The organism is Pseudomonas sp. FW305-28 (assembly GCF_017351395.1).
In the GTDB taxonomy this organism is placed as follows: Bacteria; Pseudomonadota; Gammaproteobacteria; order Pseudomonadales; family Pseudomonadaceae; genus Aquipseudomonas; species Aquipseudomonas fluorescens_AA.
In genome coordinates, this window is sequence record NZ_JACNDD010000012.1 from 24,285 (window position 1) to 46,358 (window position 22,074).

A 22,074-nucleotide genomic window follows, 5' to 3' on the forward strand; every position below is an offset into this window, starting at 1 on the left:
GAATCAATGCCGCACATTTTGATCGTCGAAGACGAAACAATTATCCGCTCCGCCTTGCGCCGCCTGCTGGAACGCAACCAGTACCAGGTCAGCGAAGCCGGTTCAGTGCAGGAAGCACAAGAACGTTTCAGCATCCCCACGTTCGACCTGATTGTCAGCGACCTGCGCCTGCCTGGCGCCCCAGGGACCGAGTTGATCAAGCTCGGCCAGGGCACGCCGGTGCTGATCATGACCAGCTACGCCAGCCTGCGCTCGGCGGTCGACTCCATGAAAATGGGCGCCGTGGACTACATCGCCAAACCGTTCGACCACGACGAGATGCTCCAGGCCGTGGCCCGCATCCTGCGTGACCGACAGGCGGCGACCAGCAACCCGGCGGAACCCGTCGGCAAGGCCAGCGCCTCCGCGAAAGTCGGGGCCAGCAACAGCAATGGCGAGATCGGCATCATCGGTTCCTGCCCGCCCATGCAGGACCTTTACAGCAAGATCCGCAAAGTGGCGCCGACCGACTCCAATGTCCTGGTCCAGGGCGAGTCCGGCACCGGCAAGGAACTGGTGGCCCGTGCCCTGCACAACCTGTCACGCCGAGCCAAGGCACCGATGATCTCGGTGAACTGCGCGGCAATTCCGGAGAGCCTGATCGAGTCCGAACTGTTCGGTCACGAGAAAGGTGCGTTCACCGGCGCCAGCGCCGGGCGTGCCGGGCTGGTGGAAGCGGCGGACGGCGGCACGTTGTTCCTCGATGAAATCGGCGAGCTGCCACTGGAGGCCCAGGCGCGCTTGCTGCGGGTACTTCAGGAAGGCGAGATCCGCCGGGTCGGCTCGGTGCAGTCGCAGAAGGTCGATGTCCGCCTGATCGCGGCCACCCACCGTGATCTCAAGAGCCTGGCGAAAATCGGCCAGTTTCGCGAAGACTTGTATTACCGCTTGCACGTGATCGCCTTGAAGCTCCCTGCCCTGCGCGAGCGCGGCGCGGACGTCAATGAAATCGCCCAGGCGTTTTTGGCCCGCCAGAGCGCGCGGGTCAACCGCACCGACCTCAAGTTCGCCCCGGACGCCGAACAGGCCATTCGTCATTACGCCTGGCCGGGTAACGTTCGGGAGCTGGAAAACGCGGTCGAGCGGGCGGTGATCCTGTGCGAGAGCCCGGAAATCTCTGCCGACCTGTTGGGCATCGACATCGAACTGAGTGACCTGGACGACGAAGAGTTCATCGGCCTGGCCCCGCAACAGGGCGGCGCTGCCAACAACACCAGCCACGAACCCACCGAAGACCTGTCCCTGGAGGACTACTTCCAGCATTTCGTCCTCGAGCACCAGGACCACATGACCGAGACCGAACTGGCACGCAAGCTGGGCGTCAGCCGCAAGTGCCTGTGGGAACGGCGCCAGCGCCTGGGCATTCCACGGCGCAAGACCGGGGCGACCAGCGAAAGCTGACTGTGTGGGAGCGAGCTTGCTCGCGATAGCGGTGTGTCAGTCGCGCCATAGGCAAGCTGATCCCCCATCGCGAGCAAGCTCGCTCCCACAGAGAATGTGAAAAAACTGTTACCTCAGTCCTTTTCACGTAACAGAAGCCGGGGTTTACGGTAACGAAACCCCGGCTTTTTTTCGCCTCGGAAAAATGGCTATAACCATAGAACCCCCGATTTATCTGGGGTTCGCAAAAGTTGGCACGCACCCTGCTATAGCTTTGGTACAAGAACAATAACAAGCAATGCAAAAGACAATAAAAATAAGACGAATCGACTCACGCACAATAAAAACAAGACGGCGAGAGGCGCAGCTAACTGATTCTTTTGGAGAGGCGTTGTATTTGGGGCTTGCCCCACAACCAGGCCGAGAACAATAAAAACTGTCTCAAGACAGGTGCCTGAACTGGTTGGATCGATTGATCACTGCAACACAGCGACCAAAGCAATCCGTTTGCTCTTGGCTCCCGATTGGGAGGGTCACGAAGGGAAAACCTCGTGGCGCGGGCACTCAACAAAAACAAGAAGCCCGAAACCAATAATAAAAACAGAGCACGCAACTAATTCTGGGGGAGCTTCGGCTCCCCTTGTGGTTTCTGTCATTTCCCTTCCTTGAAGCCTACAAAGCTTGTCGCTTGCAGCTTGCAGCTCAAAACTGCTGCGTCCTACACCATCCCTCGACTAAATGCTAGAATCCCCGCCCATCATGCGGTCATTCTTCGTTTTTGGCCGAATATTCCTTCAAACAGTGCATCCCATGCTGAAGAAGCTGTTCCAGTCATTCCGTTCTCCCTTGCGTCGTACGCAACACATTCGCAGCACGCCTGAAGTGCTCAACAGCGGCCAGCATTCGCTGCAAAAGGCCCAGTTCAGCCGTTATGCGGTGAACATCGTCGAACGTTTGCAGAACGCCGGCTACCAGGCCTACCTGGTCGGTGGCTGCGTGCGCGACATGCTGCTCAACATCACCCCCAAGGATTTCGACGTCGCCACCAGCGCCACGCCGGAACAGATACGGGCCGAGTTTCGCAATGCGCGGATCATTGGCCGGCGCTTCAAGCTGGTCCATATCCACTTCGGCCGCGAGATCATCGAAGTGGCAACCTTCCGCGCCAATCATCCGCAAAACGATGAAGAGGAAGACAGCAACCAGTCTTCCCGCAACGAGAGCGGACGTATCCTGCGCGATAACGTCTACGGCACGTTGGAAGAAGACGCGCAACGCCGCGACTTCACCATCAACGCCCTGTATTACGATCCGGTCAGCGAACGCATCCTCGATTACGCCAACGGCGTACACGACATTCGCAATCGTCTGATCCGCCTGATCGGCGATCCGAAGCAGCGCTACCAGGAAGACCCGGTGCGGATGCTGCGTGCCGTGCGTTTCGCCGCCAAGCTGGATTTCGGCATCGAAAAACACAGCGCCATGCCGATTCGCGAACTGGCGCCCATGCTGCGGGAGATCCCCTCGGCGCGCCTGTTCGAGGAAGTGCTCAAACTGTTCCTGTCAGGCAACGCGGCAGACACCTTCGAGATGCTGGTGGACCTGCAGCTGTTCGATCCGCTGTTCCCCGCCAGCGCCGAGGCCCTGGAGCACAACCCGACCTATACCCACACCTTGATCAGCGAAGCACTGATCAACACCGACCTGCGCATCAAGCAGAACAAGCCGGTGACCCCGGCGTTCCTGTTCGCCGCCTTGCTCTGGCCTGCCCTGCCGGCCCGGGTGCTGCGCCTGCAAGACCGTGGCATGCCGCCGATCCCGGCGATGCAGGAAGCCGCCCACGAGCTGATCGCCGAACAGTGCCAGCGCATCGCCATTCCAAAACGCTTCACGATGCCGATCCGCGAGATCTGGGACATGCAGGAGCGCCTGCCACGGCGCAGCGGCAAACGTGCCGACCTGCTGCTGGACAACCCGCGTTTCCGCGCCGGCTACGATTTCCTGCTGCTGCGTGAAAGCGCGGGCGAGCAGACCGATGGCCTGGGCGAATGGTGGACCGATTACCAGGACGCCAACGACAGCGAGCGCCGCGATATGATTCGTGAGCTCAGCGGCAAGGATGACGGTGCCAGCGGCCCACGCAAGCGCCGCCGCAGCAGCGGTGCCAAGCGCAAGCGTGCCGGTGTACCGAGCGCATCGGGCGAGTAATCGATGGAACGCATCTACATCGGCATGGGCAGCAACCTGGCCGAACCCGCCGAACAATTGCGCAGTGCCGTCCAGGCGCTGGCGCAATTGCCCGATACCCAACTGGTGGGTGTCTCGGCATTTTATCAAAGCGATTCCCTGCTACCCGGCCAGCCGCGCTACACCAATGCGGTGGCGGCGCTGGACAGCCACCTGGCACCGCTGGACCTGCTCGATGCGCTGCAAGCCATCGAAACCGGACAGGGTCGCGAACGCCTCGAACGCTGGGGGCCGCGCACCCTGGACCTGGACATCCTGCTGTTCGGCGAGCGCCTGATCGACGAGCCCCGCCTCAAGGTCCCCCACTACCACATGCAGGCCCGGGCCTTTGTCCTGTACCCACTGGCCGAACTGGCCCCCGCCGACCTGCGCCTGGCCGATGGGCGCTTGCTCAAGGACCTGCTTGCCGCGTGCCCGTTTGCCGGCCTGGAACGCTTGCCCGCCCACTGACGAAGACATCCCCTGTGGGAGGAAGCTTGCTCGCGATAGCGTCGGCACATCCAGCATCCGGGGTGACTGACACACCGCCATCGCGAGCAAGCTCGCTCCCACAGGTTTCGGGACCCGGCAGTCAGATTCGAAACACGCCTCTACGCTGAAACGCATCAGTAACCCCGGTAACACCCGCCGGTAACACATCCAATTGACTTCCCGATTGCTCCTCACGACTATAGGCGTCCCGCTGCCGCCAACGCGGCACTAAAGGGCGCAATCCAGGCCTTACAAGCACCACGCATAGAAGGTGCGCCTGTATAGATAACGAATCATGCGCGTTACTCGCAGTCATTCACGAGCGCCTAATGAGGACTTTTTCATGCCAGCTATTACCCTGACCACGCTGCAAGGTCTCAAGCAAAAAGGTGAGAAAATCACCATGCTGACCTGCTATGACGCAACCTTCGCCCATGCCTGCAATGAGGCCGGTGTCGAAGTGCTGCTGGTGGGCGATTCCCTCGGCATGGTGCTGCAAGGTCACGACAGCACGCTGCCGGTGACCACCGCCGAGATGGCCTACCATGTGGCCGCCGTCAAACGCGGTAACACCGATGCGCTGATCCTCGCCGACCTGCCGTTCATGGCCTACGCCACCCTCGAACAAACCATGACCAACAGCGCCATGCTGATGCAGGCCGGTGCCCACATGATCAAGGTCGAAGGCGCGTTGTGGCTGGCCGATTCGATTCGGCTGCTGGCCGAACGGGGCATTCCAGTGTGCGCGCACCTGGGCCTGACCCCTCAAGCGGTGAATATTCTCGGCGGCTACAAGGTCCAGGGCCGCAATGAGAACCAGGCGCGGCAGATGCGTGCCGATGCGATTGCGCTGGAGCAGGCGGGCGCGGCGATGCTGCTGCTCGAATGCGTACCCAGCGAGCTGGCTGAAGAAATCACCCAGGCGGTGAAGATCCCGGTGATCGGGATCGGCGCCGGCAACGCCACCGATGGCCAGGTGCTGGTGCTCCACGACATGCTCGGGCTGTCGATCACCGGTCGCGTGCCCAAGTTCGTGAAGAACTTCATGGCCGGGCAAACCTCCATCCAGGGCGCCTTGAGCACCTACGTCGCTGAAGTCAAGGCCGCGACGTTCCCGGGTGCCGAACACGGATTTTCTGCATGAACACCGTCAAAACCGTACGCGAACTGCGCGCCGCCGTGGCCCGTGCCCGCGGCGAAGGCAAACGCATCGCCTTCGTGCCGACCATGGGCAACCTGCACAGCGGTCATGTGGCGCTGGTCACCAAGGCCGCACAACGGGCCGACTTCGTGGTGGCGAGCATTTTCGTCAATCCGCTGCAATTCGGCGCCGGCGAAGACCTGGACAAATACCCCCGCACCCTGGCAGCCGACCAGGAAAAACTGCTCCAGGCCGGCTGCCATCTGCTGTTCGCCCCCAGCGTCGAAGAAATGTACCCCGACGGCATGGCCGGACAGACCCGGGTCAGCGTCCCGCAATTGTCCGAAGGCTTGTGCGGCGCCAGCCGTCCAGGGCATTTCGAGGGTGTGGCGACAGTGGTCAGCAAGCTGTTCAACATGGTCCAGCCTGACCTGGCGGTGTTTGGCCAGAAAGACTTCCAGCAACTGGCGGTGATCCGCGCCCTGGTCCATGACTTGAACATGCCGATCCAGATCATCGGCGAGCCGACCGTCCGCGCCGAGGATGGCCTGGCGCTGTCGTCGCGCAATGGCTTCCTCAGCCCGGAGCAACGTGCCGTCGCGCCCGTGGTCTATCGCGTCCTGAGCCAGATCGCCGAGTCAATCAAACAGGGCCAGCGGGATTTCCCGGCGTTGATCGGCGAACAGCTCAAGCAACTGGAAGCTGCCGGCCTGCGTCCCGATTACCTGGAAATCCGTCACGCCAAGACCCTGCGCCCGGCGTTGAGCGAGGACCGCGACCTGGTGATTCTGGTGGCCGCCTTCCTCGGCACCACGCGCCTGATCGACAACCTGCATCTGGACCTCGACACCCCCGCCTGAAACATCACAAAAACCTGTGGGAGCGAGCTTGCTCGCGATAGCGATGCATCAGTCGACATCGATGTCGGCTGACCTGACGCCATCGCGAGCAAGCTCGCTCCCACAGAGAGTCATCTGCGTTCCGTCTGTCGGACCCTTCCCATCCCGTTGTATAAAAAAGTACCGGGAACCGGTCAGACAAAGTCAAGACAGATTGCAACGCGAGGTTTACTGTAGTCGCCCTGCGTCTGGCGATCATGTCGATGCAGTGTCCGGATGCCCACCTCGAGCCGCGCCGGAATTTTTAGTGTACAAAAGGTCGTTCAAGTAAAAAGGAAACCCGCAGCGATGGCGTATTACCGAACCCCTCATGACGTGACCGCTCTGCCAGCCTGGCAAGCGCTGAATGACCACCGCAAAGCCATGCAGGATTTCAGCATGCGCGAAGCGTTCAATGCCGATCCGCAGCGTTTCACTCAATTCACCCTGTCGAGCTGCGGCCTGTTTCTCGACTACTCGAAAAACCTGATCAACGCCCAGACCCGCGACCTGCTGGTGGGCCTGGCCAACGAAGTCGACCTCAAGGGCGCGATCAAGTCGCTGTTCGAGGGCGAAATCGTCAACGCCTCGGAAAATCGCCCGGCCTTGCACACTGCCCTGCGTCGGCCGGTGGGCGACAAGTTGCTGGTCAACGGCGTCAACGTGATGCCAGACGTGCATAAAGTGCTGAACCAGATCACTGACCTGGTCGGCCGCATTCACGACGGCCTGTGGCGCGGCTACACCGAAAAGCCCATCACCGACGTGGTGAACATCGGCATCGGTGGCTCTTTCCTCGGCCCGGAACTGGTGTCCGAAGCGCTGTTGTCCTACGCGCAAAAAGGCGTTCGCTGCCACTATCTGGCGAACATCGACGGCAGCGAGTTCCATGAACTGACCATGAAGCTGCGCGCCGAGACCACGCTGTTCATCGTCTCGTCGAAATCCTTCAACACCCTTGAAACCCTGAAGAACGCCCAGGCCGCCCGTGCCTGGTACCTGGCCCAGGGTGGTTCCGAAGCGGAGCTGTATCGCCACTTCATCGCCGTGTCGAGCAACAACGCCGCCGCCGTGGCCTTCGGCATCCGTGAAGAGAACATCTTCCCGATGTGGGACTGGGTCGGCGGGCGTTACTCGCTGTGGTCGGCCATCGGCCTGCCGATCGCCCTGGCCATCGGCATGTCGAACTTCAAGGAATTGCTCTCCGGCGCCTATTCCATGGACCAGCACTTCCAGAGCGCCCCGTTCGAGCAGAACATGCCGGTGCTGCTGGCGCTGCTGGGCGTGTGGTACGGCAACTTCTGGGGTGCGCAGAGCCATGCGATCCTGCCGTACGACCACTACCTGCGTAACATCACCAAGCATTTGCAGCAATTGGACATGGAATCCAACGGCAAGAGCGTGCGCCAGGACGGTACCCCGGTGTCGACCGACACGGGCCCGGTGATCTGGGGCGGCGTCGGCTGCAACGGCCAGCACGCCTACCACCAGTTGCTGCACCAGGGCACCCAGTTGATCCCGGCCGACTTCATCGTGCCGATCGTCAGCTTCAACCCGGTTTCCGACCATCACCAGTGGCTGTACGCCAACTGCCTGTCCCAGAGCCAGGCGCTGATGCTGGGCAAGACCCGCGCCGAGGCCGAAGCCGAGCTGCGGGACAAGGGCGCCAGCGAAGAAGAGGTGCAGAAACTGGCGTCCCACAAGGTGATCCCGGGCAACCGTCCGAGCAACACCCTGGTGGTCGAACGCATCAGCCCACGGCGCCTCGGCGCACTGGTGGCGTTGTATGAGCACAAAGTGTTCGTGCAGAGCGTGGTCTGGGGCATCAACGCCTTCGACCAATGGGGCGTGGAGCTGGGCAAGGAACTGGGCAAGGGCGTCTACAACCGCCTGGTGGGCAGCGAAGAGAACCCGGCCGAAGATGCCTCGACCCAAGGCTTGATCAACTACTTCCGCGGGCGTCACCGCGGCTGATCGTAGGTCGCACTCCAAGTACTGACCTTTGTGGGAGCGAGCTTGCTCGCGATGGCGGTGGATCAGTTGACACTCATGTTGACTGACACACCGCCATCGCGAGCAAGCTCGCTCCCACAGTTGTTTGTGCATGACTTGAACCCTCCCGCTACTCGGCGCATCTTTATGACTTGTCGCAAAAACAAGAATAAGGAACCGTCATGTTCGATATCAGCCAGTACCCCCACGCCGATGCCGTCCGCCGGGCTGCGCAACTGAGTCAGGACGAGTACAAGCGGCTCTACAAAGAATCCATCGAACACCCCAGCGCCTTCTGGGCCGAGCAGGCCACACGCTTTCTCGACTGGATGACGCCCTGGCAAACCGTCCAGCGCTATGACCTCAAGAACGGCGACGCGACCTGGTTCGCCGGCGGCAAGCTGAACGTCAGCGCCAATTGCATCGACCGTCACCTGGACACTCGTGGCGAACAGGTCGCGATCATCTGGGAAGGCGACAACCCCGCCGAATCGGCGCAAATCACCTACAAGAAACTGCACAACCATGTGTGCCGCCTGGCCAACGTGCTGAAAAGCCGCGGCGTGAAGAAAGGCGACCGGGTCTGCATCTACATGCCGATGATTCCCGAGGCCGCCTACGCCATGCTCGCCTGCACCCGCATCGGCGCGGTGCATTCGGTGGTGTTCGGCGGTTTCTCGCCGGACTCCCTGCGCGACCGGATTCTCGATGCCGATTGCCGCACCGTGATCACGGCTGACGAAGGCGTGCGTGGCGGGCGCTTCATACCGCTCAAGCGCAACGTCGACAAGGCCCTGGAAAGCTGCCCGAACGTCAGCACCGTGCTGGTAGTCGAGCGCACCCAGGGTGAGGTGGGCTGGGTTGAAGGCCGTGACCTCTGGTATCACCAGGCCATGCACGACATGAGCGACGACTGTCCACCCGAACCGATGGACGCCGAAGACCCGCTGTTCATCCTCTACACCTCCGGCAGTACCGGCAAACCCAAGGGCGTGCTGCACACCACGGGCGGTTACCTGCTGCAAGCGGCGATGACGTTCAAGTACGTGCTGGACTACCGCGACAACGAAGTGTTCTGGTGCACCGCCGACGTCGGTTGGGTCACCGGCCATAGCTACATCGTCTACGGCCCGCTGGCCAACGGCGCCACCACGCTGATCTTCGAGGGCGTGCCGAGCCACCCCAGCAGTTCGCGCTTCTGGCAGGTGATCGACAAGCATCAGGTCAACATCTTCTACACCGCACCGACCGCCCTGCGCGCGTTGATGCGCGAAGGGGCCGGACCGTTGCAGGAAACGTCCCGCAAAAGCCTGCGATTGCTCGGCAGCGTCGGTGAGCCGATCAACCCGGAGGCGTGGGAATGGTATTTCAACGTGGTAGGCGAACAGCGCTGCCCGATTGTCGATACCTGGTGGCAGACCGAAACCGGCGGCATCATGCTCAGCCCGTTGGTCAGTGCCCCACGGCTCAAACCGGGCTGCGCCACCCGGCCGATGTTCGGTGTACAACCGGTCTTGCTGGATGAGGTGGGCAAGGAAATCAGCGGCGCCGGCAGCGGTGTACTGGCGATCAAATCCAGTTGGCCTGGGCAGATTCGCAGTGTTTATGGCGACCACCAACGCATGGTGGACACATACTTCAAGCCCTACCCCGGCTATTACTTCACCGGCGACGGCGCGCGCCGCGACGAAGACGGCGATTACTGGATCACCGGGCGCATCGACGATGTAATCAACGTCTCCGGGCATCGCATCGGCACCGCCGAGGTGGAGAGCGCCCTGGTGCTGCACGACAACATCGCCGAAGCGGCCGTTGTCGGCTATCCCCACGACCTCAAGGGCCAGGGTATCTATGCCTTTGTCACGCCGATGAACGGTGTGGAGGCCAATGACGAGTTGAAGAAGGAATTGCTGGCCCACGTCAGCAAGGAAATCGGCAGCTTCGCCAAGCCGGAACTGATCCAGTGGGCGCCCGCGCTGCCCAAGACCCGTTCGGGCAAGATCATGCGGCGCATCCTGCGCAAGATCGCCTGCAACGAACTCGACAGCCTCGGCGACACCTCGACCCTGGCCGATCCGAGCGTGGTGGAGGGGCTGATCGACAAGCGCCTGAATCGCTGATGTTTCCTGTGGGAGCGAGCTTGCTCGCGATGGGGCCCTGTCAGTCTGCATCGATGTTGAATGCAAGACCACCATCGCGAGCAAGCTCGCTCCCACAGGGACCACGCCAGCCATAACTGCTAAACTCCCGCGCCTCATTTCTCTAAGGCGCGCCCGGCATGTCTTCCTTGAATCAGGCGCTGCGCGCCGCCCTCGACCAGCGTCAGGAGCTGCTCGGCCAACTGCATCAGCAAGGCACCGACTGCTATCGCCTGTTCCACGGCAGCCAGGAAGGCGCGCCCGGCCTGACCCTCGACCGCTACGGCCCGCAACTGCTGGTGCAGAGCTTCCATCAGTCACTGGAGCGGGACGACCTGCTGCAACTGCACGGTATCGTCAACGAACGGCTGGGCCTGGAAACCCTGTTGGTCTACAACGACCGCGCCCGGGGCAATTCGCGCGTCGACCGCCAGGACACGGTCTATCAGGCTGACGAAGCCGCCCTGCAAGACCTGGTCGGGCATGAATGGGGCTTGAATTATCGCGTTCGCGGCCGCCATGCCGGGCAGGATCCACTGCTGTTTCTCGACCTGCGCAACGCCCGGGGCTGGGTCAAGGCACACAGCCGCGGCAAAAGCGTGTTGAACCTGTTCGCCTACACCTGCGGCGTCGGCCTGAGCGCAGCGGCCGGTGGCGCGCGGGAGGTGTGCAACCTGGACTTCGCCGAAGGCAACCTGGCGGTGGGTCGCGAAAACGGCCTGCTCAACCCAGATTTGCCGCCGATGGCGTTCGTGCAGTCGGATTACTTCCCGGCGATTCGCCAACTGGCCGGCCTGCCCATCAGCCAGCGCCGTGGGCAAAAACTGCCCAGCTACGTGCGCCTGGAACAACGCCAGTACGACCTGGTGCTGCTCGATCCACCGGCCTGGGCCAAAAGCGCGTTCGGCACCGTCGACCTGTTGCGCGACTACCAAAGCCTGCTGAAGCCGGCATTGCTCACCACCGCCGACAACGGCGTGCTGATCTGCTGCAACAACCTGGCAAAAGTGTCCATGGACGACTGGCGCGATCAGGTCTTGCGTTGCGCGGAAAAAGCCGGCCGCCCGGTGCGCGAGTGGAGCGTGCTGACGCCCGGCAGCGATTTCCCTTCCCTGGACCGGCAGCCACCGCTCAAGACGTTGATCCTCCAGTTCTAGGCCCGTGTCGGAATTTTCACCGAGAAAACCAGACAATTCTCATAAATCACAGTGGCTTCGGAACCGTAAACGCATGCCATACTCCAAGGCACTCCGAATTCACACTAGATGAAGCCGCACATGCCCAAAGGATTGATTCGCGCTTTCGGCGCCCTGTTGACCGCACTGGCCCTCTACAGCCTGTTGGGTTTTCTGATTTTGCCAGGCATCGCCTTGCGCATCGCCAACCAGCAATTGGCCGCCCATGCGACAGTGCCGGCGCAGATCCAGCGTGTGGAACTCAATCCCTTCAGCCTTGAAGTCACCCTCTGGGGCCTGAATATCGGCGAGCCAGGCAAGGAGCAGCTCGGCTTCGAACGGCTGTACGCCAATTTGCAACTCGACAGCTTGTGGTCTGGCGCCCTGCACCTGGTCGACATCGAGATGGACAAGCCCAAGACCGAAGTGGTGTTCGCCAAGGACGGCCAGTTGAACCTGCTGGGCCTGTTCAAGCTGCCGGCCAGCGAGCCGACGCCCGCCGATCCCGAGGCCAAGCCGTTCCCCCTGCGGGTCGATCGAATCAAGTTGGCCGGCGGCTACGTGCATTTCCAGGACCTGCGGCCCAGTGAGCCCATCGAGTTTCTCTACGACACCCTCGATTTCGAGCTGAAGAACCTCAGCACCCTGCCCGACGACAATGCCGACATGACCCTGGTGGCCGCTGGTCCCGAAGGCGGACAGGTCGACTGGACCGGTAATTTCAGTCTCACACCGATTGCCTCCCAAGGCACGCTCAAAGTCACTGGCGGCCAGATGAAAGCCTGGTGGCCCTATGTGCGCGACGCCGTACCGCTGGTGCTGGAAAACGGTGTCCTGAACCTCAGCACCGACTACAAGCTCAACCTGGCCAAGGGCACCGAACTGCTGCTCAACAACGTCGCGCTCAGCGTCGCGCCCTTTGCCATCAAGGCCCCCGATGGCCGCCCACTGGTGAAACTCGAACGCCTGGACGTGAGCGAAACCACGGTGGACCTGGCCAAGCAGCAAGTGGTGGTCGGCAAGATCCGCAGCCAGAAGCTGGAAACCTGGGCCGCTCGCGAGGCGGACGGGCAACTGGACTGGCAGAAGCTCTTCGCCAGCCAGCCAGCCAAACCGCAGGTCAAGGCGGAACCGGCATCCGCCCCGGCGGCGGCCGACTCGCCAAAACCTGAACCGACACCGCCCAGCAAACCGTGGCAAGTGATCTTGAAGGACGTGCAACTGCGCGACTACCAGGTGCATCTGGCCGACCGCCAGGCGCAGCCCGCCGTGGCCCTGGAGGTCGGCCCGCTGAACCTCGACCTGCAGAACTACGACACCCTCAACGGCTCGCCCTTTACCCTCAAGCTGGACACCGGGTTGGGCAAACAGGGCAAGATCCTGGCCGATGGCGAGGTCAACCTGAACCCGATCAGCGCCAGGCTCAAGGTCAAGACCCAGGACATCGACCTGCGCGTCGCCCAGTCGTATATCAACCCGTTCATTCGCCTGGAGCTGCGCTCCGGGATGCTCGGCAGTGACCTGGCGGTCGACCTCAAGAGCACCGAGCCACTGGCATTCGCCGTCACCGGCCGCGCCCAGGTCGAGCAGTTGCACACCCTCGACACCCTCAAGACCCGTGATTTCCTCAAATGGCAGAAACTGATCCTCGAAGGCCTGAACTATCAGCACGGTGACAGCCTGTCCATCGACAAGGTCAACCTGTTCCAGCCTTACGCGCGCTTCATGATCAACGACGACCGCACCACCAACGTCGATGACCTGCTGATCCCGCAACCGGCCGACAGCGGCACGAAGAGCACCGCGACAAAACCGAAGTCCCAGGAAAAACCGCTGGGCATCCACATCGGCGGCATCGCCATCAACGACGGTTCGGCCAACTTCGCCGACTTCAGCCTGACGCCCAATTTCGCCACGGCCATCCAACAGCTCAATGGCCAGATCGGCACCATCGACAGCCGCCAGGCCCAACCGGCCAGCGTGGACGTCAAGGGCAAGGTCGACCGTTACGCACCGGTCACCATCAAAGGGGCGGTAAACCCCTTCGATCCGATGGCCAGCCTCGACATCGCCACCAGTTTCAAACGGGTCGAGCTGACGACCCTGACGCCCTACTCCGGCAAGTTCGCCGGCTATCGCATCCGCAAGGGCCGGCTCAATCTCGACCTGCATTACCGAATCACCAAGGGCCAGCTCCAGGCGGAGAACAAGGTGGTGGTCGAACAATTGCAGCTGGGAGAAAAAGTCGACAGCCCGGACGCCGTCAGCCTGCCGCTGAAGCTGGCCGTCGCCTTGCTCAAGGACTCCGAGGGCAGGATTTCCATCGAACTGCCAGTCAGCGGCAACCTCAACGACCCGCAGTTCAGTGTCATGCCGATCGTCTGGCAGACCCTGCGCAACCTGGTGGTCCGCGCGGCCCAGGCGCCCTTCAAGCTCATCGGCGGGCTGGTGGCCGGGGGCGGCTCGGAAGACCTGGGCAGCGTGGCGTTTGCGCCAGGCTCCAGCGACCTGAGCAAGGACAACGAAAGCACGCTGCTCAAACTCTCCGAAGCCCTGGGCAAACGACCGGAGCTGCGCCTGGAGATCGAAGGCACCGCCGCCGAAAGCAGCGACGGTCCATTGCTCGCCGCCCAGCGCCTGGAACGCGAATACCAGTACAACTACTACAAGATGCTGCAACGCCGGGGCGACAAAGTACCGGCCCAGGCCTCGCTGATACAGGTGCCCGAGGATGAAAAGCCCCCCCTGCTCGAAGGCATCTACCGCACGCGCCTCAAGACTCAACCGCCTGCCGAATGGACGCAACTGGATAAAAAGGCGCGCATCGAGAAACTGCGCGAAAGCGTGATCAAGTTCTGGAGCGGCAGCGACGTGCTATTGCGTCAACTGGGGCAGGAACGGGCCAGCAGCATCAAGGACTTCCTGGTGGACAAAGGCCAATTGGCCGACGACCGCGTGTATTTCATCGACGCCAGCCTCGGCCAGGCCGAAAGCGACGGTCGCGTAATCACTCCTCTGCACCTGGATGCTGAATGACATGAAGTGTGTGTACGGGCTCAGCCTGGGTCTATTGCTCGCCGCCGGCCAAGCGTCGGCGGCCGATACGCTGCGCTGCGGCAGCCAGTTGATCAGCGTCGGCGACCGCTCCAGCGAAGTGCTGCAAAAGTGCGGGCAGCCTGTGGCGCGGGATGACCTGGGCTACAAACGCAGTGTCAATCGCCGGGAAGAATACCCGGTGGAGGAATGGACCTACGGGCCCAACAGCGGCATGTATCAGTACCTGCGCTTCGAGGGGAATCGGCTGGTGCAGATCACCAGCAAGCGGGGACGGTGAATGTGCCGCCGCCATCGCGAGCAAGCTCGCTCCCACATTTGACCGCATTCCTTCTGGCAGAACTCGATCCCTGTGGAACAGCTTGATCACTTTTTCTGAAGGAACTCGATCCCTGTGGGAGCGAGCTTGCTCGCGATAAGGGCAACTCGATTTCCCCGGCCGGACCGCACATTTTTTCTCCCCAGAATAGAACAGGCCCCTGGCACGAATGCCGGGGGCCTGTAATGGCCACGTCCCTGTGGCCTTTCGCATGAACTCCAAAGCAACGGCAAGCGTATGACTAAGCCCGCTTGCCGTGCCCTCTCCCAGTCCAGGCGAGAAGTCTTAGCCTTACTCGGCTTTCAGGCCGTCAGCCGATACGGCCTTGACGCCTTTGATTTTCTTGGCGATTGCCACGGCGGTGGTTTTCTGGGCGTCGGTCACGGCAACAGTGGACGACAGCGACACAACGCCTTTGTTGGTTTCGACTTTGATGTCGGTACCTGGAATGCCTTTTTCGGTGACCAGGTCAGCTTTGACTTTGGTGGTGATCCAGGTATCGGAGGTGGCTTCCTTGGCCTCTGTCACCTCGCCTGCGGCCAGCATCATAGGAGCCTGAGTTGCTTGAGTGGTCTCGGCGAATGCGCTAGCCATGGTCAGGGTCAGTGCGGTAGCAGCGGCGGCAGTGATAGCGAACTTCTTCATACGAGTAACTCCTGTTTTTCTCAGAAACTGCCGGAGGTGCATCCCGGCAGGGTTAACAGGAGTAGTGCGAAGGCTGTGCCAGTTTTGAAAAATTTATAAATTTCTTATAAATCAGCAAGTTAAGCGAAGCGGTATTTTTCATGATCATGCAAAATGCACGAAGCGTTGATTCTGGACATGCAACTTGCGGGTTTTGAGCGGTTGCTAAGCTTATGAATTTCGGAGGATTTATGTGGAGAGGGCACGCGCCCCCCTCCCAATACTGAAAATCAGACGCCAGGGCAGCCAGCCGGCAGGAATTCCTTGGCAGCGTTAGATGCGCATGTCCAGACGCCGGCGGCATCACGACTAAGGGTGATTGTCTTACCCGCTACGGCAGCAGGAGCATTCGAGAGGGTACAAACGATGGTCCCCGTGCCTGCCGCGGCAGTGCCCGTGACTGCGATTGCGCAGTTGCTGGTAGGTGTCGTGATGTTCATGTTGGCCGCCGTCGGGCTGGTCCCCTGATTCATCATGTCCTCGTACGGTACCTTCAACGCAGAAATTTCCCCCAGCCCGGCCGTAGCCTTGGCCCGTGCCTGATATTTGGAATATTGCGGCAACGCAAAGGTCGCCAGAATGCCAATGATCGCCACGACGATCAGCAGCTCGATCAGCGTAAAGCCCGTTTGCTTATTCATAGACATCTCCCGTGCATGAGTCGAAATCTCATGACCTGAAACAGCCATTGCAGGGCACATGCCAACCCTGAAGCGCCATCGATAAAGGGGTTGAGCCCGCACAACGGCGACGTCCTACCTCAACAACCGCACTATCTGACGTTTTTTGTCACCCTGGCTCGCTGGTTTGGCGTCGATGCTTGACTAGGCTATAAGTCATGAACTGTCCGCCGCCGGAATCCCCATGAATGACATCGCCCTCAGCGGCCTGACCAAGCAATTGGTGCTGGCTGAACTGCTCACCGAGCAAAGTGCGCAACAGGCGTATCAACAGGCCCAACGCAGTCGCATCCCCCTGGTCAGCTACCTGGTGCAGAACAAACTGGTCCAGAGCCGCCAGGTCGCGGAGATCGCCTCGGAGCATTTCGGCGTCGCCCTGCTGGACCTCAACAGCCTGGACAAGGACACCCAACCCACGGGCCTGGTCAGCGAAAAACTGGTGCGCCAACATCACGTCCTGCCGCTGTGGCGACGCGGCAACAAGTTGTTCGTGGGCATCTCCGACCCCACCAATCACCAAGCCATCAATGACATTCAATTCAGTACCGGCCTGACCACCGAAGCCATCCTGGTAGAAGACGACAAGCTCAGCGACGCCATCGAAAAGTTTTTCGAATCCAATAGCACGGGCCTGGAAGGCATGGGCGATGTCGACCTGGACGGTCTGGACGGTCTGGACATCGAATCGATCGACGACACCAAGCAGGATTCCATCGGCAACCAGGACGCCGACGACGCGCCCGTGGTGCGTTTCGTCAACAAGATGCTGCTGGACGCGATCAAGGGCGGCTCTTCCGACCTGCACTTCGAGCCTTACGAAAAAATCTACCGGGTGCGGGTGCGCACCGACGGCATGCTGCGGGAAGTGGCCCGGCCGCCGATCCAACTGGCGACCCGTATCGCCGCCCGCCTGAAAGTCATGGCCAGCCTCGATATTTCCGAACGGCGCAAACCCCAGGACGGCCGGCTGAAAATGCGCCTGTCGAAAACCAAGTCCATCGACTTCCGGGTCAACACCCTGCCGACGCTCTGGGGCGAAAAAGTGGTGATCCGGATCCTCGACCCCTCCAGTGCGCAAATGGGCATCGATGCCCTGGGCTACGAGCCGGATCAGAAAGACCTGTACATGGCCGCCCTCAAACAGCCACAAGGGCTGATCCTGGTCACCGGCCCGACCGGCTCGGGCAAGACCGTGTCGCTGTACACCGGGCTGAATATCCTCAATACCGTGGACATCAACATCTCCACCGCCGAAGACCCGGTGGAGATCAACATGGAAGGCATCAACCAGGTCAACGTGAACCCGCGCCAGGGGCTGGACTTCGCCCAGGCCCTGCGCTCATTCCTGCGCCAGGACCCGGACGTGATCATGGTCGGCGAGATCCGCGACCTGGAAACCGCCGAAATCGCCATCAAGGCCGCCCAGACCGGCCACCTGGTGCTCTCCACACTGCACACCAACAGCGCCGCCGAAACCCTGATCCGCTTGCAGAACATGGGCATTCCAGGGTTCAACATCGCCACCGCCGTGCACCTGATCATCGCCCAACGGTTGGCGCGCAAGCTCTGTGCCCACTGCAAGAAAGCCATCGAGATTCCCGAGGAAACCCTGCTCAAGGAAGGTTTCCCCCGGGAACGCATCGGCACATTCATGATCTATGAGCCGGTCGGTTGCCAACAGTGCAACCACGGTTACAAAGGGCGCGTGGGGGTTTACGAAGTGGTCAAGAACACGCCCGAGCTGCAACGGTTGATCATGGCCGAGGGCAACTCGCTGGAAATCGATCTGCAAATGCGCAAGGACGGCTTCAATGACCTGCGCACATCGGGGCTGCTCAAAGTGATGCAGGGCGTCACCAGCCTCGAGGAAATCAACCGGGTCACCAAGGATTGAGCATGGCGGTCAAGGCAGTAAAAACCGACGTCTATACGTGGGAAGGCAAAGACCGCAAAGGCGCGAAAATGACCGGAGAACTGACGGGACAGAGCCCGGCCCTGGTCAAGGCACAACTGCGCAAACAAGGCATCAACCCGGAGAAGGTGCGCAAGAAATCCACCTCGATATTCAGCAAGGGCAAGCGCATCAAGCCGCTGGATATCGCCCTCTTCACCCGCCAGATGGCAACGATGCTCAAGGCTGGCGTGCCGCTGTTGCAGGCGTTCGACATCATCGGCGAAGGCTTCGACAACGCCAACATGCGCAAGCTGGTGGACCAGGTGAAACAGGAAGTCGCCGCCGGCAACAGCTTCGCCGCCTCGCTGCGCAAATGCCCGCAGTACTTCGACGATTTGTACTGCAACCTGGTGGATGCCGGTGAACAGGCCGGTGCCCTGGATACGCTGCTGGATCGGGTCGCGACCTACAAGGAAAAGAGCGAAGCGCTCAAGGCCAAGATCAAGAAAGCCATGACCTACCCGACGGCGGTGATACTCGTCGCTGCGGTGGTCACCGGCATCCTGCTGGTCAAGGTGGTGCCGCAGTTCGAATCGGTCTTCTCCGGGTTCGGAGCGCAGTTGCCAGCTTTCACGGTGATGGTCATCGGCCTGTCGGAATTCTTGCAGGATTGGTGGTGGGTGGTGCTTGGCGGGCTTGTGGGGACATTTTTTGGCGTGAAATACGCCCTCAGGCGTTCCGAGCGCTTTCGTGACTGGCGCGATAAGTGGCTACTCAAGCTACCGCTGATAGGCGCCTTGATGTACAAGTCCGCCGTGGCCCGCTACGCCCGCACGCTCTCGACGACATTCGCCGCCGGCGTGCCGCTGGTCGAAGCCCTCGACTCGGTATCGGGCGCCACCGGCAACGTGGTGTTCAAGCGCGCCGTGCAGCGCATCCGCCAGGACGTCTCCACTGGCATGCAGTTGAATTTTTCCATGCGCGCGTCGGGGATCTTTCCGAACCTGGCCATCCAGATGACCGCCATCGGCGAGGAATCCGGCGCGCTGGACGACATGCTCGACAAAGTGGCGAGTTTTTATGAGGCCGAAGTGGACAATCTGGTGGACAACCTCACCAGCCTGATGGAACCCTTCATCATGGTGATCCTGGGGGTCGTCGTCGGTGGCCTGGTGGTCGCCATGTACCTGCCCATCTTTCAACTCGGCTCTGCGATCTGACATGCCCCTGAGCGAATTTCTCGTGCTGTATCCCGTGGCTTTCGTGCTTGTTGCGGCATTGCTCGGCCTGATCGTCGGCAGCTTCCTCAACGTGGTGGTGTGGCGCCTGCCGAAGATGCTCAACCGCGAATGGCGCCTGCAAGCCCACGACCTGTTGGGCCTGCCGGCCGAAACCCCGGGCCCGGTCTACAACCTCATGCTGCCCCATTCCCAATGCCCACATTGCGGCCATCGCATCCGCGCCTGGGAGAACATCCCGCTGTTGAGCTACCTGATGCTGCGTGGCCGCTGTTCGAGCTGCGCCGCGCCCATCGGCAAGCGTTACCCCCTGACCGAAGTGGCCTGCGGCGCGTTGTCGGCGTTCGTCGCCTGGCATTTCGGCTTTGGCTGGCACGCCGCGATGGTGATGGTGTTGACCTGGGGCCTGCTGGCCATGAGCCTGATCGACGCCGAGCATCAACTGCTGCCCGATACCCTGGTGTTGCCGTTGTTGTGGCTGGGCTTGATCGTCAACAGCTTCGGGCTGTTCGTTTCCCTGGACCAGGCGATGTGGGGCGCGGTGGCCGGCTACCTGGCGCTGTGGTCGGTATTCTGGGTGTTCAAGCTGATCACCGGCAAGGAAGGCATGGGCTACGGGGATTTCAAGCTGCTGGCGATGCTGGGCGCCTGGGGCGGCTGGCAGGTCCTGCCGCTGACGCTGCTGTTGTCGTCGCTGGTGGGCGCCGTTATCGGGGTCATTGTGCTGCGCTTGCGTGATGCGCCCGGGTCGACGCAGATCCCCTTCGGACCTTATCTGGCCATTGCCGGCTGGATTGCCTTGCTCTGGGGTGGTCAAATAACCGACTTCTATTGGCAGTCTGTCGGTTTCTAATGAATACCCCTCTGGAAAAACCCTGGATTCTCGGCCTGACCGGTGGCATCGGCAGCGGCAAGAGCGCGGCGGCCCAGCATTTCATCGATCTGGGTGTGCACGTCATCGACGCCGATCATGCGGCACGCTGGGTGGTCGAACCCGGGCGCCCGGCGCTGGCGAAAATCGCCGAGCACTTCGGCCCTGGCGTATTGCAGGCCGACGGTGCCCTGGACCGGGCGGCGCTGCGCAAGCTGATTTTCGAGCATGCCGATGAACGCCGCTGGCTCGAAGCACTGCTGCATCCGCTGATCGCCGAGGAAATCGCCCATCACCTGGCTCAGGCACAATCGCCCTACGCGATCCTGGTGTCGCCGCTGCTGATCGAGTCAGGGCAGTACGCCATGACCCAGCGGATCCTGGTGATCGATGCGCCGGAACAACTGCAGATCGAACGTACGTTGCAGCGCGACCAGACCAGCGAACAGCAGGTCCAGGCGATCCTCAAGGCCCAGTCCAGCCGCCAGGATCGCCTGAGCCATGCCGACGACGTGGTGGTCAATGATCGCGACCTCGCCTGGCTGCACAGCGAGGTCGAGCGCCTGCATCACTTTTACCTTACTTTGCGTGGAGGCCACTCATGAGCCAAACCCCAACCGTTGATTGCCCAACCTGTGGTGCCCCTGTGGAATGGAGCCCGCAGAGCACATTCCGGCCGTTCTGTTCTGATCGCTGCAAACTGATCGACCTCGGCGCCTGGGCGTCGGAAGAACACAAGATCCCGGTCAGCCCCGACGCCGAGGATGAGCTGTTCAGCGAAGATTTCGAGCCTCGCTCACATCACTAAGGCCGCATGAAACCGTAGTCCTGTTCGTCGTCGAGGTTTTCCGCCAGGAAACTCAACTCGTCGGCCAGGTCTTCAGCGCTGCGCACTGTCTTGCTCTGCTGCACGATCGCGCTGAGCAAGGCCCGCAGGCTCAAGCCCGGGTCGAAACCGATCTCCATCGCGGCATCGTGGCTACGCCTGATCTCTTGCCTGGCCCACTCATAAACACTCATGGTTGTACTCCTGGAAGTTTTCCAGAGCATGCAGGGCGTGCGGTGGGGCAGCCTTGACGTGAATCAAGGCTTGTCATCATCGTTCCACGGTGCCGACAGGTAGCGCGTGCGGTTGAAGGTCTCCAGCCATTCGGGGCTGAACACCACCAACGCACTGATCACCATGCCGTTGATGAACGCTTCGGGAAAAATGATCAGCCAGAGGTAGCCGATGAAGTCCTCCAGCCAGTAAGGCATGGCAAACAGGCCGTCGTACCAGAGCAAACCGAGCCCCAGCAGCAGGCAGGCCAATGCCGAAAGCGCGGCAGCCAGGAACCCCGAACAGAAGATATACACAAACAGGTTACGCGGCTGGGCGCGCTCCACCAGGATTGCGCAACATTCAGTGATCAGCACCGGCAGCAGGATCAGCAGCGCACCGTTGACTCCGACCGCCGCCATGTCCTGACGCCCCAGCAGCACCAGCGCCATCTGCGCGCACAGGCCACCCAGGATCGCCAATGGCCAGTCCAGCAGCAGCGTCACGGCAGTCATGCCAATGAAATGATACGAGACACCCGTATCGAAATCCCGTCGCACCAGCCACAGCATGAACAACGCCAGCACCGTGCCGAACAGCAAATGCTGGCGACGGCTGTCCGTGAACAGCTCGACCCACGGTGCCCGCGCCACAGCCCAGGCCAACACCGGCACATAAACCAGCCAACCGACCGCCAGGGTTTGCGGTGATAGCAGTTCAGCACCGATCATGGACTACTCCTTTCGCTTGCCCTTGTCTCAAACAGGGGTTACTTCAAACCAGCAGTCTACACCCCCACCCATAACGTCCATTAATCCACGCAACGCTTTCAGC

Annotated in this window: 19 protein-coding genes; 15 read left to right on the plus strand and 4 right to left on the minus strand. The window is 61.2% G+C overall.

Annotation, left to right across the window (positions count from 1 at the left end; translation table 11 throughout):
* Positions 1–6: 6 nt before the first annotated feature.
* The 10 genes from J4E53_RS04865 to J4E53_RS04910 all read left to right on the plus strand — a co-directional run bounded on the left by J4E53_RS04865 (position 7) and on the right by J4E53_RS04910 (position 14,795).
* Positions 7–1,440, plus strand: a complete 1,434-nt coding sequence (locus J4E53_RS04865; RefSeq protein ID WP_092172359.1) for a sigma-54 dependent transcriptional regulator — start codon at positions 7–9, stop codon at positions 1,438–1,440.
* Between the two features lie 789 nt (positions 1,441–2,229).
* Positions 2,230–3,627, plus strand: a complete 1,398-nt coding sequence (locus J4E53_RS04870; protein ID WP_060740589.1) for a polynucleotide adenylyltransferase PcnB — start codon at positions 2,230–2,232, stop codon at positions 3,625–3,627.
* Between the two features lie 3 nt (positions 3,628–3,630).
* The gene (folK, locus tag J4E53_RS04875; RefSeq protein WP_060740588.1) at positions 3,631–4,116 is read left to right on the plus strand and encodes a 2-amino-4-hydroxy-6-hydroxymethyldihydropteridine diphosphokinase; all 486 of its coding nucleotides are present in this window, start codon (positions 3,631–3,633) and stop codon (positions 4,114–4,116) included.
* Positions 4,117–4,480: 364 nt separating this feature from the next.
* On the plus strand, positions 4,481–5,281 hold the full coding sequence (panB, locus tag J4E53_RS04880; protein WP_060740587.1) for a 3-methyl-2-oxobutanoate hydroxymethyltransferase: 801 nt from the start codon (positions 4,481–4,483) through the stop codon (positions 5,279–5,281).
* On the plus strand, positions 5,278–6,138 hold the full coding sequence (gene panC / locus J4E53_RS04885) for a pantoate--beta-alanine ligase (protein WP_103311352.1): 861 nt from the start codon (positions 5,278–5,280) through the stop codon (positions 6,136–6,138). Before panB ends, panC begins: the two co-directional genes overlap by 4 nt.
* A gap of 327 nt (positions 6,139–6,465) precedes the next feature.
* Positions 6,466–8,130: a glucose-6-phosphate isomerase gene (pgi, locus tag J4E53_RS04890; protein WP_060740585.1), complete on the plus strand. Its 1,665-nt coding sequence runs from the start codon at positions 6,466–6,468 to the stop codon at positions 8,128–8,130.
* A gap of 200 nt (positions 8,131–8,330) precedes the next feature.
* Positions 8,331–10,268, plus strand: coding sequence for an acetate--CoA ligase (gene acs / locus J4E53_RS04895; RefSeq protein WP_060740584.1), 1,938 nt, complete (start codon positions 8,331–8,333; stop codon positions 10,266–10,268).
* 158 nt (positions 10,269–10,426) lie between these two features.
* On the plus strand, positions 10,427–11,443 hold the full coding sequence (locus tag J4E53_RS04900; RefSeq protein WP_060740583.1) for a class I SAM-dependent rRNA methyltransferase: 1,017 nt from the start codon (positions 10,427–10,429) through the stop codon (positions 11,441–11,443).
* 120 nt (positions 11,444–11,563) lie between these two features.
* Entirely contained in the window at positions 11,564–14,497 is a 2,934-nt protein-coding gene (locus J4E53_RS04905) for a DUF748 domain-containing protein (protein WP_177431739.1), read from the plus strand.
* Position 14,498: 1 nt separating this feature from the next.
* On the plus strand, positions 14,499–14,795 hold the full coding sequence (locus tag J4E53_RS04910) for a DUF2845 domain-containing protein (RefSeq protein ID WP_060740581.1): 297 nt from the start codon (positions 14,499–14,501) through the stop codon (positions 14,793–14,795).
* 330 nt (positions 14,796–15,125) lie between these two features.
* Here J4E53_RS04910 and J4E53_RS04915 read toward each other — a convergent pair whose 3' ends face one another.
* Both J4E53_RS04915 and J4E53_RS04920 read right to left on the minus strand, forming a co-directional pair.
* The gene (locus J4E53_RS04915; protein WP_103310593.1) at positions 15,126–15,479 is read right to left on the minus strand and encodes a BON domain-containing protein; all 354 of its coding nucleotides are present in this window, start codon (positions 15,477–15,479) and stop codon (positions 15,126–15,128) included.
* Between the two features lie 269 nt (positions 15,480–15,748).
* Positions 15,749–16,159 carry a pilin gene (locus J4E53_RS04920; RefSeq protein ID WP_060743129.1) on the minus strand — a complete coding sequence of 137 codons (411 nt, stop codon included), beginning with the start codon at positions 16,157–16,159 and terminating at the stop codon, positions 15,749–15,751.
* A gap of 223 nt (positions 16,160–16,382) precedes the next feature.
* Here J4E53_RS04920 and pilB point away from each other — a divergent pair, with 223 nt between their 5' ends.
* The 5 genes from pilB to yacG are packed head-to-tail and all read left to right on the plus strand — an operon-like array spanning position 16,383 to position 21,009.
* Positions 16,383–18,092: a type IV-A pilus assembly ATPase PilB gene (gene pilB, locus J4E53_RS04925; RefSeq protein WP_103310594.1), complete on the plus strand. Its 1,710-nt coding sequence runs from the start codon at positions 16,383–16,385 to the stop codon at positions 18,090–18,092.
* Between the two features lie 2 nt (positions 18,093–18,094).
* Positions 18,095–19,312: a type II secretion system F family protein gene (locus J4E53_RS04930; RefSeq protein ID WP_060740579.1), complete on the plus strand. Its 1,218-nt coding sequence runs from the start codon at positions 18,095–18,097 to the stop codon at positions 19,310–19,312.
* Position 19,313: 1 nt separating this feature from the next.
* Entirely contained in the window at positions 19,314–20,183 is an 870-nt protein-coding gene (locus tag J4E53_RS04935) for an A24 family peptidase (RefSeq protein WP_060740578.1), read from the plus strand.
* The gene (gene coaE, locus J4E53_RS04940) at positions 20,183–20,806 is read left to right on the plus strand and encodes a dephospho-CoA kinase (RefSeq protein ID WP_060740577.1); all 624 of its coding nucleotides are present in this window, start codon (positions 20,183–20,185) and stop codon (positions 20,804–20,806) included. Before J4E53_RS04935 ends, coaE begins: the two co-directional genes overlap by 1 nt.
* Positions 20,803–21,009, plus strand: coding sequence for a DNA gyrase inhibitor YacG (gene yacG, locus J4E53_RS04945; protein ID WP_057450865.1), 207 nt, complete (start codon positions 20,803–20,805; stop codon positions 21,007–21,009). Before coaE ends, yacG begins: the two co-directional genes overlap by 4 nt.
* Here yacG and J4E53_RS04950 read toward each other — a convergent pair.
* Both J4E53_RS04950 and J4E53_RS04955 read right to left on the minus strand, forming a co-directional pair.
* Positions 21,006–21,221, minus strand: a complete 216-nt coding sequence (locus J4E53_RS04950; RefSeq protein WP_053125334.1) for a hypothetical protein — start codon at positions 21,219–21,221, stop codon at positions 21,006–21,008. The genes yacG and J4E53_RS04950 overlap by 4 nt on opposite strands.
* 63 nt (positions 21,222–21,284) lie before the next feature.
* Positions 21,285–21,971: an energy-coupling factor ABC transporter permease gene (locus J4E53_RS04955; protein ID WP_060740576.1), complete on the minus strand. Its 687-nt coding sequence runs from the start codon at positions 21,969–21,971 to the stop codon at positions 21,285–21,287.
* Positions 21,972–22,074 lie beyond the last annotated feature (103 nt).

What these genes read in the sequence shown, in the direction of transcription:
- J4E53_RS04865 (WP_092172359.1), top strand. Translation starts at nt 7, where the DNA reads ATGCCGCACATTTTGATCGTCGAAGACGAAACAATTATCCGCTCCGCC.
- J4E53_RS04870 (WP_060740589.1), top strand. Translation starts at nt 2,230, where the DNA reads ATGCTGAAGAAGCTGTTCCAGTCATTCCGTTCTCCCTTGCGTCGTACG.
- folK (WP_060740588.1), top strand. Translation starts at nt 3,631, where the DNA reads ATGGAACGCATCTACATCGGCATGGGCAGCAACCTGGCCGAACCCGCC.
- panB (WP_060740587.1), top strand. Translation starts at nt 4,481, where the DNA reads ATGCCAGCTATTACCCTGACCACGCTGCAAGGTCTCAAGCAAAAAGGT.
- panC (WP_103311352.1), top strand. Translation starts at nt 5,278, where the DNA reads ATGAACACCGTCAAAACCGTACGCGAACTGCGCGCCGCCGTGGCCCGT.
- pgi (WP_060740585.1), top strand. Translation starts at nt 6,466, where the DNA reads ATGGCGTATTACCGAACCCCTCATGACGTGACCGCTCTGCCAGCCTGG.
- acs (WP_060740584.1), top strand. Translation starts at nt 8,331, where the DNA reads ATGTTCGATATCAGCCAGTACCCCCACGCCGATGCCGTCCGCCGGGCT.
- J4E53_RS04900 (WP_060740583.1), top strand. Translation starts at nt 10,427, where the DNA reads ATGTCTTCCTTGAATCAGGCGCTGCGCGCCGCCCTCGACCAGCGTCAG.
- J4E53_RS04905 (WP_177431739.1), top strand. Translation starts at nt 11,564, where the DNA reads ATGCCCAAAGGATTGATTCGCGCTTTCGGCGCCCTGTTGACCGCACTG.
- J4E53_RS04910 (WP_060740581.1), top strand. Translation starts at nt 14,499, where the DNA reads ATGAAGTGTGTGTACGGGCTCAGCCTGGGTCTATTGCTCGCCGCCGGC.
- J4E53_RS04915 (WP_103310593.1), bottom strand. Translation starts at nt 15,479, where the DNA reads ATGAAGAAGTTCGCTATCACTGCCGCCGCTGCTACCGCACTGACCCTG.
- J4E53_RS04920 (WP_060743129.1), bottom strand. Translation starts at nt 16,159, where the DNA reads ATGAATAAGCAAACGGGCTTTACGCTGATCGAGCTGCTGATCGTCGTG.
- pilB (WP_103310594.1), top strand. Translation starts at nt 16,383, where the DNA reads ATGAATGACATCGCCCTCAGCGGCCTGACCAAGCAATTGGTGCTGGCT.
- J4E53_RS04930 (WP_060740579.1), top strand. Translation starts at nt 18,095, where the DNA reads ATGGCGGTCAAGGCAGTAAAAACCGACGTCTATACGTGGGAAGGCAAA.
- J4E53_RS04935 (WP_060740578.1), top strand. Translation starts at nt 19,314, where the DNA reads ATGCCCCTGAGCGAATTTCTCGTGCTGTATCCCGTGGCTTTCGTGCTT.
- coaE (WP_060740577.1), top strand. Translation starts at nt 20,183, where the DNA reads ATGAATACCCCTCTGGAAAAACCCTGGATTCTCGGCCTGACCGGTGGC.
- yacG (WP_057450865.1), top strand. Translation starts at nt 20,803, where the DNA reads ATGAGCCAAACCCCAACCGTTGATTGCCCAACCTGTGGTGCCCCTGTG.
- J4E53_RS04950 (WP_053125334.1), bottom strand. Translation starts at nt 21,221, where the DNA reads ATGAGTGTTTATGAGTGGGCCAGGCAAGAGATCAGGCGTAGCCACGAT.
- J4E53_RS04955 (WP_060740576.1), bottom strand. Translation starts at nt 21,971, where the DNA reads ATGATCGGTGCTGAACTGCTATCACCGCAAACCCTGGCGGTCGGTTGG.